General features: G+C 44.8%; 15 protein-coding genes. 5 read left to right on the top strand and 10 right to left on the bottom strand.

The window, feature by feature from the left end:
• Position 1 precedes the first annotated feature (1 nt).
• Genes ACFFLE_RS01200 through sppA form a run of 5 tightly spaced genes read right to left on the bottom strand, consistent with a single transcriptional unit; the run spans position 2 to position 4239 of the window.
• The gene (locus tag ACFFLE_RS01200) at positions 2 to 1192 is read right to left on the bottom strand and encodes an acetate kinase (protein ID WP_380569358.1); all 1191 of its coding nucleotides are present in this window, start codon (positions 1190 to 1192) and stop codon (positions 2 to 4) included.
• Between the two features lie 17 nt (positions 1193 to 1209).
• Complete coding sequence (locus ACFFLE_RS01195) at positions 1210 to 2106, bottom strand: class I SAM-dependent methyltransferase (protein ID WP_380569357.1); 897 nt, start codon at positions 2104 to 2106, stop codon at positions 1210 to 1212.
• Between the two features lie 58 nt (positions 2107 to 2164).
• On the bottom strand, positions 2165 to 2662 hold the full coding sequence (gene tpx / locus ACFFLE_RS01190; RefSeq protein ID WP_380569356.1) for a thiol peroxidase: 498 nt from the start codon (positions 2660 to 2662) through the stop codon (positions 2165 to 2167).
• A 36-nt stretch (positions 2663 to 2698) separates the two neighbouring features.
• Positions 2699 to 3229 (bottom strand): RDD family protein, encoded by a 531-nt coding sequence (locus tag ACFFLE_RS01185; RefSeq protein ID WP_380569355.1) that lies wholly within the window; start codon positions 3227 to 3229, stop codon positions 2699 to 2701.
• A gap of 11 nt (positions 3230 to 3240) precedes the next feature.
• Entirely contained in the window at positions 3241 to 4239 is a 999-nt protein-coding gene (gene sppA, locus ACFFLE_RS01180; RefSeq protein WP_380569354.1) for a signal peptide peptidase SppA, read from the bottom strand.
• Between the two features lie 83 nt (positions 4240 to 4322).
• Here sppA and ACFFLE_RS01175 point away from each other — a divergent pair, with 83 nt between their 5' ends.
• Positions 4323 to 5123 (top strand): NAD kinase, encoded by an 801-nt coding sequence (locus ACFFLE_RS01175; protein ID WP_380569353.1) that lies wholly within the window; start codon positions 4323 to 4325, stop codon positions 5121 to 5123.
• A gap of 21 nt (positions 5124 to 5144) precedes the next feature.
• Here the strand turns inward: ACFFLE_RS01175 and ACFFLE_RS01170 are convergent, their stop codons facing one another.
• From ACFFLE_RS01170 to ACFFLE_RS01155, 4 genes are all read right to left on the bottom strand, one after another.
• Positions 5145 to 5912: a TSUP family transporter gene (locus ACFFLE_RS01170; protein WP_380569352.1), complete on the bottom strand. Its 768-nt coding sequence runs from the start codon at positions 5910 to 5912 to the stop codon at positions 5145 to 5147.
• A gap of 5 nt (positions 5913 to 5917) precedes the next feature.
• Positions 5918 to 7117, bottom strand: coding sequence for a tRNA uracil 4-sulfurtransferase ThiI (gene thiI, locus ACFFLE_RS01165; protein WP_380569351.1), 1200 nt, complete (start codon positions 7115 to 7117; stop codon positions 5918 to 5920).
• Positions 7114 to 8232: a cysteine desulfurase family protein gene (locus ACFFLE_RS01160; RefSeq protein WP_380569621.1), complete on the bottom strand. Its 1119-nt coding sequence runs from the start codon at positions 8230 to 8232 to the stop codon at positions 7114 to 7116. Before ACFFLE_RS01160 ends, thiI begins: the two co-directional genes overlap by 4 nt.
• 66 nt (positions 8233 to 8298) lie before the next feature.
• Positions 8299 to 9993, bottom strand: coding sequence for a septation ring formation regulator EzrA (locus tag ACFFLE_RS01155; RefSeq protein ID WP_380569350.1), 1695 nt, complete (start codon positions 9991 to 9993; stop codon positions 8299 to 8301).
• Positions 9994 to 10159: 166 nt separating this feature from the next.
• Here ACFFLE_RS01155 and msrC point away from each other — a divergent pair, with 166 nt between their 5' ends.
• The 3 genes from msrC (at position 10160) to ACFFLE_RS01140 (ending at position 12279) form a co-directional block, all read left to right on the top strand.
• On the top strand, positions 10160 to 10585 hold the full coding sequence (gene msrC / locus ACFFLE_RS01150) for a free L-methionine (R)-S-oxide reductase MsrC (RefSeq protein WP_380569620.1): 426 nt from the start codon (positions 10160 to 10162) through the stop codon (positions 10583 to 10585).
• A gap of 226 nt (positions 10586 to 10811) precedes the next feature.
• Positions 10812 to 11414: a 30S ribosomal protein S4 gene (gene rpsD, locus ACFFLE_RS01145; RefSeq protein ID WP_344702618.1), complete on the top strand. Its 603-nt coding sequence runs from the start codon at positions 10812 to 10814 to the stop codon at positions 11412 to 11414.
• A 208-nt stretch (positions 11415 to 11622) separates the two neighbouring features.
• Positions 11623 to 12279, top strand: coding sequence for a potassium channel family protein (locus ACFFLE_RS01140; RefSeq protein ID WP_380569349.1), 657 nt, complete (start codon positions 11623 to 11625; stop codon positions 12277 to 12279).
• Positions 12280 to 12333: 54 nt separating this feature from the next.
• Here the strand turns inward: ACFFLE_RS01140 and ACFFLE_RS01135 are convergent, their stop codons facing one another.
• Positions 12334 to 12960 carry a GNAT family N-acetyltransferase gene (locus ACFFLE_RS01135; RefSeq protein WP_380569348.1) on the bottom strand — a complete coding sequence of 209 codons (627 nt, stop codon included), beginning with the start codon at positions 12958 to 12960 and terminating at the stop codon, positions 12334 to 12336.
• 91 nt (positions 12961 to 13051) lie between these two features.
• On the opposite strand from ACFFLE_RS01135, the gene ACFFLE_RS01130 reads away from it, so the two are divergent.
• The gene (locus ACFFLE_RS01130) at positions 13052 to 13261 is read left to right on the top strand and encodes a hypothetical protein (protein ID WP_344702612.1); all 210 of its coding nucleotides are present in this window, start codon (positions 13052 to 13054) and stop codon (positions 13259 to 13261) included.
• Positions 13262 to 13274: the final 13 nt, after the last annotated feature.

The following is a 13274-nucleotide window of genomic DNA, read 5'->3' as shown; positions in this document are numbered from 1 at the left end:
TCTAGACGCCCATAATTCTGGCTACATCCCGTGCAATCATCACTTCTTCATCTGTTGGAATGACGATTATTTTTACAGGAGAATATGGGTGGTTGAGAAACTTCTCTTCCCCACGGACATCGTTCATGGTCGGGTCGAAATAGACACCCATGAATTCAAGGTTCTCCAGCACTTTTGCACGCACAATATCGGAGTTTTCTCCAACTCCGGCCGTGAATATTATCGCATCGAGACCACCCATGCGTGTGGCGTACGACCCCATATATTTATGGATTCTCTCACCGAACACTTCGAGTGCCAAGACCGCCCTCTCATTGCCTTTTTGAGCTTCATTCTCGATATCACGCAAGTCGCTTGAGAACCCGCTTACACCGAGTAGACCTGATTCCTTATTCAAGACATTGAGTACTTCTGAGGCGGACTTGCCCGTCTTTTCCATTATATAAGGAATGAGCGCCGGGTCTATATTACCTGAGCGTGTACCCATGGTAACGCCTGCCAATGGCGTGAATCCCATTGATGTATCGATTGACTTGCCGCCTTTCACCGCCGCTATGCTGGCACCATTCCCCAAGTGGCAGCTGATGAGCCTCAACTCATCAAGTGGCCTGTCCAAGAGTTCACTTGCCCGTTTGGTTACATATTTGTGGCTTGTACCATGAAAGCCATATTTACGGATACCGTAATCTTCATAGTAGTGGTAAGGCAAGCTGTATAAATAAGAACTCTCTGCCATGGTCTGATGGAAAGACGTATCGAAGACAGCAACGTGTGGCACGTTTGGCAGAAGTTCCCTGAACGCGTTGATTCCCATCAAATTCGCTGGGTTATGCAACGGCGCCAACTCACTCAGATCCTGGATTTCTTGAACGACTTTATCATCTATCAGAGCCGAATCATCAAAAACTTCGCCTCCATGGACGACACGGTGCCCACTGGCATCTATATCATTTATATCCTTAATCACATTATATTCAACCAATTTCTTCAACATTAGGTGAACGGCTTCTTCATGATCTCTGAAATTTTGGTTCAATGTGTCTTTTTGGCCATCCACTGTGATGGAAAAAATACCATTATCCATGCCGATTCTCTCGACAAGACCTTTGGCTATCTCTTTTTCTTCAGGCATTTCAAACAATTGGAATTTAAATGATGAGCTGCCTGCATTAATAGCTATAATCTTTGACATAACGCCCTCCTGATTCTTTAATTCCCAACATAGCTATCATACCATGACTCGGTCTGCTGCAAAAAGTTTTTAAACTGTGTGGCATTCTTAAAGTCCGGCACTTCGCCGATCAGCACTTCATTGTTTTTGAGTGGAGAGAACTTCTTTTTGATGACCATAATGGATTTCCGCTGCTTCTCAGTCTTGAAAATTGTTTTCGGTAAATGCAGGAACATCAACAATGTCGCTTCTTCTGATAGATACTTCTTGATGGTTTCATTATCTTTCTCAAGCATGTCTGAAGGTACGATGAATGCTCCAATTCCATCATCTTTCACATAGGCCATGGCACTTTCAAGCATCAATAGGTGCGCGTAGCTCCGTCCTTCGTCAAAAGCTGTTGTAAAGCCCTCTACTTTAAGAGGATAATGTCCTACTGGAAGGTCACCGACCGCTGCATCCACTTCCCCTGCCCTAGAAGGTTCTATGATGTCTTGAGGATAGATATTCATTGGTACCTTCAGGAATTCACATAGATTCGCGTTGAGCTGGGCGAGGACTGGATCCACTTCTACCCCATTCAACTCAATTTCGGGCATGCGTTCTTTCATCGTCATTGATAGATGACCAGTTCCACTACCGGCGTCCAGAAGGCGGATGGAATCCTCATTGAACAGCTGTATCAGATGAGACATCAAATAACCGAGACTGTCCGGTGTCATCTGATGATTCGGTTGAACAGGTTCTTTCTGTGCCTGTTGCAGATAAGCGAATTGGAATGCTTTCCTCATCTCGTCCATGCTGCCTTCCGCTTCGACCGTCAACAGCGCCTCACTCAACGCCTCAAGCCTTGAGAGCGCTCCGTCCTTCCCGATCAGGCGGTCTGTCTCCTGAATCAATCTATGGTATGTTTTTTCCATTTTTGTCTGCTCCATATTATCCCCCAATAAAATATGGACTGCCGATGGCAGTCCAAATGCTTTCTACATTATATTATAATGCTTTTAATGCTTCAATCGCTTTGTCGTAATCAGGGTGGTCTGTTCCTTCAGGAACGTACTCAACGTACCGGATCTTGTCGTTTTCATCAAGCACGAAGACGCTCCTCGCAAGAAGTCTCAGCTCCTCCATCACTACGCCGTAATTTTCACCGAATGATAAATCTCTATGGTCACTCAATGTAACTGCATTTTCCAATCCCTCATCAGCTGTCCATCTTTTCTGTGCAAAAGGCAAGTCATTCGAAATGGTGATGACGGCAACGTTGTCGACGCTTGTTGCCTGTTCGTTGAATGTCTTGGTCTGGGTGCTGCATACCCCAGTGTCTATTGATGGTATTACACTGATCAATTTTTTCTTGCCTTTAAAGTCATTGAGACTGACTTGTTCAAGATCTGTGTTCAATGCGGTAAAGTCAGGCGCTTGGTCTCCAACCTTTACCTGCTCACCGCGCAATGTCATTGGATTGCCCTTAAAAGTAACGTTAGCCATTGATGAATCATCCTCCTAAGTAGATTGCTTTTGATATTAAACTTCCCTGAAATAGCGTGCCTTAATCATATTTTTATAATCTTGGTAGCTGTTCTTGACTACATGCGTGTTTGCGAAGTAGTCGTGTAGTCCGATTCTATCCTTTGTGAACAGCACAATCAAGTATGGGAGATAGAACAACTGGTTGCTGATATAGCGGCCGATCAATTCCCTGAATATGACTTGGCCAAATGAAAGGCGTTCTCCGAATTCCGAGACCACGCTGATGCCTGTAATCATTTTGCCTAGGGTCTGCCTGAAGTAGTACGTCATAAGGATGAAATAGGCGAAGTAGACAATTGCATTTAAAATATTTTCTGCGCTGAACAACGGAATCCATATTTGAAAGCTTCTGATATCGAACACGTTCAAAATTGGATATATGATGATCTGCGAAACTGACCACAGCACTATGATATCAATCAGGTAGCTGATGAATCTTGTGAAAAAATGTGCTGTTGCCATATGATCTAGTTTGTCGTTTAATGTATCCGTCTCTCTGAAGTCATCCCTGACAGTCTGTTCCACGTCCATACCCCCTATTTCTCATACAGGTACATAGGTTCTATGCCCTGTCTATTCTTTAATAGAGATTCAATCTGTGCGATTTCAGTTTTGCCAATCAGGCGATCCATCAGGCTGGCAGCTCCATAATTGAGCGAGAGTCGATTGCCTTGCCCCTGGCCGTATTCGATGATTTGAGGGTTCCCTCCAATGCTCTCCTTCATTGATGCCATCGCATCTTCAAGGTAACCCATCTCATCTACAAGGCCATTCTCCATAGCATCTTCGCCGAGATAAATCCGGCCATCGGCCAATGCCTCAACTCTTTTCTGGTCCATGCCCCGTCCCTCAGCCACTACGTCAACGAAATCCTGGTACATGCTGTCAACCATGTTTTGTACATATTCCTGCTCTTCTTGGCTTGGGTCTTTATGGCCGCTGAGCATTTCCTTCATATCTCCGCTGGCATACGTTTCAAACTCTACTCCGTAATCCTCTGCAAGCTGACTGTAATTGATGCTCTGCATGATTACACCGATTGAGCCGGTGAGCGTTTCATCGGATGCAAAAATCTTATCGGCGGGGGCCGAGACGTAATAGCCACCGGAAGCTGCCATGCCGCCCATTGAACTGTAGATTGTTTTGCCGGCTTCTTTAGCTTCCATCAGATACTTATGTATCTCCGCACTTTCGTAGACTCCTCCACCTGGTGAATTGACATTGAGGAGTATCCCTTTTATATCGTCACTGCTGATGATCTCCTTCAAAGCTTCTATTGTCAATTCATGGTTATATGCTTCTGAGCCGAATACGCCTTGTGGACCCGTATCCATAATGGTGCCTTCTATGTTCAATATGGCAATCTTATTGCTGGTGTTGCCTTCTTCGACGACGAAGGACGGCGGGAATTCACTGTTGGTATATTCATTGAATGTATCCTGCCAATCACTGGCCCATAAAATATTGAATAATGAAGCCATTATGCCAAAGAAAAACAAAGCCAATGCCACTACAACCGCGACTATCCGTTTCATTTTAACATTCCTTTCCGAATATGCTGTATACTTCTATTATGATAACATATAGTCATAATAAACAACCAATGGGAGTGAAATCTTTGATCAACTATAAGACGATATATTTCTTTGCCCCGCATGGAGATGAGACTAAAGAGATAAAGCAGGATCTGTCAAAGCTGTTCGATCGCCTTGATATCCATACCGTGGAATCTGACAAGGAAGCGGACATCATTGCTTCCATCGGCGGTGACGGTGCCTTCTTACAAGCTGTCCGCCGGAGTAATTTCCGGGATGATTGCGTCTATCTCGGAATCGCCGCAGACAGCAACAGACATTTCTATGTCGATTTTCATTACCAGGACATCCAGGCGCTTGAAGAAGCGTTCCAAAAAGATGATATGGATGTCAGAAGATATCCCACAATAGAAGTTAAGGTGAACGACAATAACCCGAGCTATTGCCTGAACGAATTCACATTGCGTTCGAGCATTGTAAAGACGTTGAAGATGGATATCTATATCAGTGACTTCTTTTTTGAACACTTTAATGGTGATGGCATATTGGTCTCCACTCCTACTGGATCGACAGGTTACAACAAATCAGTGGGAGGGGCTGTGGTGGATCCACTCATAGAATCGATGCAGGTTACCGAACTCGGCAGCGTGAACAATAATACGTATCGGACTCTGGGAACGAGCTTCCTGCTCAACAGACAACGGCCACTCACTCTACTGATAGATAAAAACACCGACTACTACCCTGTCATGTCGCTTGATAATGAAGCGATAAGTGTTCAAAACACTGAAAAGGTTGAATTGAGGCTCAGTAAAAAACATATTCAGACGTTGAAGCTGAAAGATAATACTTTCTGGCATAAAACGCAAAGAAACTTCCTCTGATCAGAGGAAGTTTCTTTGCGTTTAGGCTTGGAGAAAATCATACAAGTTTTTGATTATCAGCACAGCAGTCACTATGATGAACAACCCCTTTACGTACCCAGAGCCTTTAGTGATGGCCATATGGGCACCGGCATACGAACCGAGGATCATGCTTGCCCCCATGATCAGACCATAAGTATAATTGACCTCCCCCATCACGATAAATAGGATGAGGGCGCCGATGTTACTTGCGAAGTTCAACACTTTTGCATTGCCGGCCGACCTTAAAAAGTCAAACCCGGTAAACAGCATCAAAAACATCAGGAACGACCCTGTGCCTCCTCCCATGAAGCCGTCATAGAAACCGATCAACACTACAAAAATGATGAGCAGAATTATTTTTCTGGGCGTAAAGACCGCATGACGTTCAACCTCTCCCCAATCCTTCTTCAACAGGGTATAGATGAGGACGATGAACAGCATGGCCAACACGAGTGGTTTCAACACCTCTCCGGGTGTATAAACAGCCGTAAGTGCCCCTAGAACTGAAAATATGAAACTGATGAGAAATAGTTTCATGACCATTTTAAAGTCCACATGTCGTGCCCTCAAGAATCTTAGAGAGCTGGTCAGGGAGCCGAAGGAGGAGGCCAGTTTATTGGTGCCGAGAGCCGTGGCCGGACTGATGCCTGTAGCAAGTAATGCGGGAATGGCGATAAGCCCACCCCCACCCACTACCGCATCGATGAATGCCGCCAGGAAACCAAGGACAATGATCAGCAGTATGACTGTCACATCGATTTCTGCCATATCTTCTACAGAAGCCCGGCAAACGCTTCTTTTTCTTCCGCTTCACCAGCAGAGAAGCATTCGACATTTTCAAGCGCTTCTGCAATAAGCGGTCGGAAATCGACTTTTGATTCGAACTTCTCAACCTTTTCAAGCGATGGTCTTGTCTTCGGCGCTTTTGGTTTGAATATCGTACAGCAATCTTCATAAGGTAGGATGGACGTTTCATAAGTGCCGTATGCACGTGCCTTCTCGACGATTTCGTTCTTATCCAGTGTCAGAAGCGGACGCAGAACCGGAAAGCTGGTAACGGCATTGATGGCATGCATACTCTGGAGTGTCTGCGAAGCGACCTGTCCCAGATTCTCGCCGTTGATGACCGCCTGGGCGTTGATGGTATGTGCCAGTTCCTCAGCAATCGTAAGCATGATGCGCCGCGTGGTCGTCATACTGAAATTGTCGGGAATCCACTCATATATCGTAGTCTGCAACTTTGTAAAAGGTACTATGTGGAGTTTTATATCAGTGCCGGTGCGCCGGGACATGATTTCCACGAGTTTTTTCACCTTGTTTGTTGCTTCAGGGCTTGTATAGGGTGGGGAGTGGAAATGGATCGCTTCAATTTCCACTCCCTTTTTCATGACTTCCAAGCCAGCAACAGGGGAATCGATGCCCCCAGACAACATGAGGAGGCTTTTCCCGCCAGTGCCTGTGGGAAGCCCACCTACGCCTTGCCTTACTTCATAGTACATATATATGGCCTCGGGCCGTACTTCCACATTAAGTTGATGATCTGGATGCTTGACGTCGACACTTATTCCTTCGATATTTTCCAAGATATATCCACCGAGCAGACGCTGTATATCGTAAGTGTTCAAATGATACGTCTTATCCACGCGTTTTACTTCAATTTTAAATGTTTCCCCATGCCTGAACTCCCTCCCAAGAGCGACCGCAGTGTTGAGCATGCTCTCTTCATCCGTTTTAATTTTGACGACCGGGGAAAAACTCAATATACCATTTATGTTCTCCAGAGCCTCCATGATTTTTTCATGTGGCTCATCATTTATTTGGACATATGCGCGGTCTCTTTGCACATCTATTGTCACATCATATCCTTCCATGGCCCGTTCAATACTTCTTTCAAGTGCATTCAAGAACATTTTCCTGTTCTTTGCCTTTAACGTGATTTCTCCGTAGCGCACCAAAATATAATCGTAGTTCATTCCAGTACCTCCTTTATCTCTTCATGTACAGCCTCTAAAGCATCGCATAGCTGATCGACTTCGGCCTGGGTCGTCATATTGCCAAAGGAGATTCGGATGCTGCCTTCTATCTTCTCTTTACTGGATCCGATTGCCGATAAGGTTTCATTCAATTTCCTCAACTTAGACGCACATGCGCTTGTTGTCGACACCATAACGCCGCGTCTTCCAAGAGCATTGACGACAACTTCCCCCTGCGCCCCGATAAAGGAAATGTTCATGATATGCGGTATGCCCCCAGGGTGGATGTGAATCGATTTAAGATTGTCAGCCGTATTCTGGACCTGTTCATTATAGCGTGTTATGCGTGCCGTATTTTCTTTCATGGCCTCTGTGGATATGCGCATGGCTCTGGCCATCGCAACCGCTCCAGGAAGGTTTACGGTGCCACTCCTTCTGCCGTACTCATGACCCCCGCCATGAATGATTGGCAATATTGCCTCGCCATCTCTTGAGAGTAAGGCCCCGACGCCTTTTACACCGTGGAATTTATGGCCGCTGAAGCTGAGTGAGTCCACACCATTGTAGTCCATTTGTATTTTCCCCACTGCTTGAGTGGCATCCACATGAAAATGCACTTTAGGGTAACCCTCAACCAGCCTGACTATTTCCTGTATGGGTTGCACGCTCCCTATTATATTATTGACGGCCATCACGGTTATGAGAATAACATCCTCATCAATAAGCGCCTCAAGATGCGAGAGGTCTATCATGCCTTTTGAGGTTGTGCGGATGTATTTGACTCTGAAACCTTTTTCCTTCATCGCCTCTAGGGTGTTCATGATGCTTGGATGCTCAATCTCGCTCGCAAGTATCGTCTTGCCAGACCGTTTCTTTTTTTCAACGATGCTCTGTATGACAAGGTTATTGCTTTCAGTCGCTCCCGAGGTGAATATGCAGTCATACTCATCAAGGCACACCAGTCCTTTCACTTGGGTGCGTGCAGCTTCCAACAGCCGCGCCGCTTCACGACCTTTCATATGGATGCTGGCGGTATTGAAGTAATAGTCATCACCAGTATTCATATAAGTCTCCATAACGGACTTGTATGGTTTCGTCGTTGCAGCATTATCCATATAGACCACAAATTTCTCCCCTTACATAAAAGAGACTCGGGAAATGAATCCCAAGTCGTCTGTATTCTACTGCTCATCAAATTCTTTTTCGATACGTTGTGCTGCACCAGGTTCCACTTTCTCGAGTGCGTTTCGTGCAATATCCAGTGCACGCTTATATCTATTTTCCCGGAATAGGCGTTCCGCTTCACTCAGCATTTGGCTGAAATCGGGATCGTCTTTCCTGTAGCGGTTGCCGTATTGTACCATGACTTCCGTCAAACGGGCATTTTGAAGCACCTCATAGGATTCGTGCTCATACTTGTTCATCAATATGACTGCGCCATTGACCTTATCTTTGATGTACTGGACATTCAAAGGGCGCCGCTTGAAATATTTATGGATTTCCTGGACTTCAATATCCAACTCGTTTTTCATTACAAGGAATTTTTCAGGCACACTCGTCAGATTGGAACCGAAGAGTTCCCGATGGATTTCTTCTTTGCGATCCTGGATCAACAGTGCGTTCTCCCGCGCTTCCGTCTCATCCTCCCTAAGGTTTATAAGATATTGTTGGATTTGATTCTGTTCTTCATTGATAGAACCGATATTTTGTTTGATATATTCAAGGTTGTCCAGCACCTCGCTGTAACGCGCCATGGATTTTGATGTCTCCGATATGATGTCGTCGTAAACATCTATCATATTCTCAACTTCATGCTCGAACTTCTGGACTCTATGCATATCCGTTTCATTTATATGGAAATACTCTTTCAGATAATCGATTTCAGTCCTTAGTGTGTAGTTCAAGTCTTTTGCATGGAACAGATCATCTGTGATGATATCCTTTTCGTGATCGACTTTGGTTTTTGATTTGACTTCATGTTCAACCAGCTCAAGCATATCGTCCAGTTCAGCGTTGATGCCATCCAATATATCCTTCGCCTCATCCAGATCCAAGCGGGAAATCAGAGGCTCGACGAGGTTGAGTTTGCCTTTGAGCGTCGACAACTTCCCTTCCACCTTTATATGTTCCAGATCGTAGCCTTCCGCTTTAAGGTCCCTACAGCCGAATCGGATTTCTTGGAACTGTTGGGGCAGGTCCTTCTGAACTTCCTTGATCATCACCGGAATTTCATCCATGCTCTTTTTCAGGATGCTGAGCTCTTCGTGTACCGCGTCAATTTCCTTGTTCGCCGTGACGTAATTTCCCTCATTGACATGGTTCTCATAGGATTTAAGTTCAGGTTCATAAGTTTCGATCAACTTTTCAAGTGAAGGCTGACTATCTCCAAACTGATGTCCGTTCGCCAGTACATCACGTTTTGCCTCACGATAGATCTTCTCTGCTTCTTCAAACTTCCGCTCACCTGCTTCATTTGAGTCAACGAAATTCCCGATCTCTGAAGTCAGTGCCGTATATTTCGATTCTGCTTCTTCAATTTTCTGTTTTGCAGCGTCGCTCTTTTCACGACTGCCACTGAAGCGGAATTTTTCCGCGTCCTGCTCTGCCTCAGAAAGTTGAGTGTCTACAAACGCCAAGTCGGCCTTCAGCACATCCTGCCATCCAGCCTGCCATTTTTTGTAGAGGGTCTGTGCTTCGCCGTGAAGGTTATAGTCTTTAACTTTAACAAGCTCATCCTGAAATGGCAGGTTACGCACGCCTTCAAGCTTCGCCTGCTGTGCTTTGATATCTTCTTTTCTGACATTACGCATGTATAACAGCACACCGATCGCGATGACGACGGCCAGAATAACAATAATTAAAACATAGACCCACATACATTTACCTCCTAAGTATATAATTAGATTATAGCTTAAAAAATTGAAAGAAAAAACATTAAAAAGAAAAAACATTAAAATGTATAATTCACTAATATTGATATAAGATAGGGTGATTTCATTGTTTACAAAAACACAGATTAAAGATTACACTCAGCTCAATCAGATGCTGAAAAGCCTTATTGAAGATGAAAGCGATAGAATCGCCAATCTGTCAAATGCTGCCAGCCTCCTCAATGTATTTCTCGAAGACATTAATTGGGTTGGCTTCTACCTATATGACGAGGCAGCGGATGAACTGGTCCTCGGTCCGTTCCAGGGGCTTCCTGCATGCGTCCGAATCGGGAACGGCAAAGGGGTATGCGGCCTTGCACTCCGTGGCAATGATATCTTCATAGTCGATGACGTAACGCAGTTCCCTGGGCATATTGCCTGTGATTCGGCAAGCCGTTCAGAAATTGTAGTCCCAATATATATTGACGAAAAGCCAATCGGTGTGCTTGACGTCGACTCGCCTTCCTTCGACCGCTTCACAGAGGAAGACAGGACCGGCCTCAGCAATTTTGTGGAAGTACTGAAACAGTATATATAATTACATCCACGTTGACAAACCTTTACTCTACATGTATAATCAGTCATTGTGTAAATGAACGGATTAAGTAGCGGATGATCATTACATGTCAGCATGTGGTTCCCTTGTTGGTGTGCTGCGTAACTGATGCTATAAGGCGAAGGTACTTAAAACCGCATGCCCATGTAAGTGGTCGTCACCCTTATGATGTTTTTTGCATATACAAACACAATAAGGAGGAGTCATTATGGCTCGATTTACAGGTTCAATCTGGAAAAAGTCCCGCCGTCTTGGAATTTCCCTGACAGGCACAGGCAAAGAATTGGAACGCCGTCCATACGCCCCTGGTGATCATGGACCTACACAAAGGGTAAAACTTTCCGAATACGGAATGCAGCTTCAGGAAAAGCAGAAGCTCCGTTTCATGTACGGCATCAACGAACGCCAGTTCCGCAAGATCTTCGATCGTTCTGCGAACATGAAAGGCGTTCATGGTGAGAACTTCATGATTCTCCTGGCTTCCCGCTTGGATGCAGTCGTATATCAACTCGGTCTTGCAAGGACGCGCCGTCAAGCACGTCAACTTGTCAACCACGGTCACGTGACTGTTGATGGCAAGCGTGTGGATATCCCATCCTATACACTTAAAGCAGGCCAAACAATTGGACTTCGTGAGAAATCACAGAATCTCGATATCGTTAAAGAAGCCATCGAGTACAACAACTTCGTTCCGGAATACCTTTCTTTCGACGAAGAAAAACTTGAAGGTACTTTCGTGCGTCAGCCGGAACGTTCTGAACTTTCCGCTGACATCAATGAACAGCTTATCGTAGAGTTCTACTCCAGATAATAGGCTATCATCAAAACTCCCCAATTTCTCAAGCAGAATATGGGGAGTTTTATTTTTATCCTCTTAACCCTTTGTGCCTAAGGCCGTGAATAACGTCGCGCTCCCTGCATTTATTGCCGTGCACCGAGTCCGCACTTTACATCCTGCGGTTTAAGGCGTAGTATAACGATGGATATAAGAGATAACTGTGTGGATTGGAGGGATAAGCATGAATAAGTCATTTGCTGTATTCGGTCTCGGTCACTTCGGCGGCACCCTCGTACAGGAGTTTCATGAACAGGGCATCGAAGTGATTGCAGTAGACAAGGATGAGGACAAAGTGAAGGAGTTCTCTGAACTTGCGACTTACGCAGTATGCACTAGAAATATGGATGAGAGTCTGTTGAACGATCTCGGTGTCAGGAACGTCGACCACGCTTTCGTATCGTTCGGTGATGATCTTGAAGCAAGTATACTCACTTCTCTGCTTCTGAAGGATATCGGTGTACCGAAAGTATGGACAAAATCTCAGAACTCCCATCATACAAAGGTCTTAAAAAGGATTGGGGTCGATCGCGTCATCCAGCCATCACATGACATGGCTAAGAAGATCGCCAGGCATATCAATTCTGATAAAATGATCGATTTCATCGAGCTGTCCGACAAATACAGCATGGCTGAAATTGTCGCCACATCAAAAATCGATGGCGAAACGGTCTCATCTATGAATCTTCGCGCCAAATATGGCTGCATAATCGTCGGCATACACAGGGATGATGGATTCAATATTTCTCCACCCATCGATGCGAAAATCTTTGAAGGGGATATACTGATCATAATCGGCCGGAATGATGATATAGCACGATTTGAAAAAACCGGATTATAGTCCGGCTGCAATTCCACAAAAAGGAGCGCTTTCAAAAGCGCTCCTTTTTTAAACTTATTTCCTATAATATTTTATATATTCTCCATCGAAATCGCACCCTACATAATCTACACCATTTAAAAGCATCCATTCTGCATCTTCATAGTGGATGAAGTGTGGTTCCCCTGATGGTTCATATCCTTCGAAGAGATCCAGCTGCATGACATGCCTTTTTTTCCCGTTGTACTTATACGCTGTATCCACAATTCTGAAACCCAGTTTGAACTTATCTTTCAGGCTTGGAATATTACTTGGCATGACAGTCGTCAATACATATTCAAAACGGCCGTCAGACCGCACTTTCTCAAGCAGGCGCTCCCCCATCCTGGTCTGTAGGCCCTGCCCCCTTACGGCAGGTTTGATAAAACTGATTTCCGAATAGATGACCGAATGCCTGTCATCTATTCCCGCGTTTTCTGCCAGATGCTCTTCTTCATCAGGGGACGGGATGTACATTGACCTGGTGCCGGTCAGCCTCCCTTCATCATATGCACCTATGATGAAACCTTGTTGGATGATCGCTTTGAATTCAGCACGCGTCAACGTTTGAAGCACTTCTTTATTTTCAAGCCCGTCGTATACTTCTTCCTGCAGTTCAAGCAATTCCGGCAATTCTCCGAGATGTATCGTCCTCAAATCCATCCAATCATCCTTTACGATTTATGTTGTACGCTAAATATTTAGGTTTAACCCTAGCAACAGTGGGTTATATAGTGATGAGGAGTTGGTGCATATGGCAATCTTAGTTAAGGTTAAGGACAGCACGAACAACAGGACGGATTTTGATTATGTAGGACAAGACAGCATGAATCAGTTTGATAAGACTGAATATATACTGAAAGAAATGACTTCTGAAGATGATCACAAGTATATTCAGTTCATTTACCCAAATCATACTGAAGTGTTTACACAATTCAAAATCGATTATGTCAAAAGACGCTGAGATCTTCAGCGTC

Source organism: Salinicoccus siamensis (assembly GCF_042429615.1).
GTDB lineage: Bacteria > Bacillota > Bacilli > Staphylococcales > Salinicoccaceae > Salinicoccus > Salinicoccus siamensis.
The sequence above is the reverse complement of the archived record's forward strand: the minus strand, read 5'-3'. Positions and strand labels throughout refer to the sequence as shown.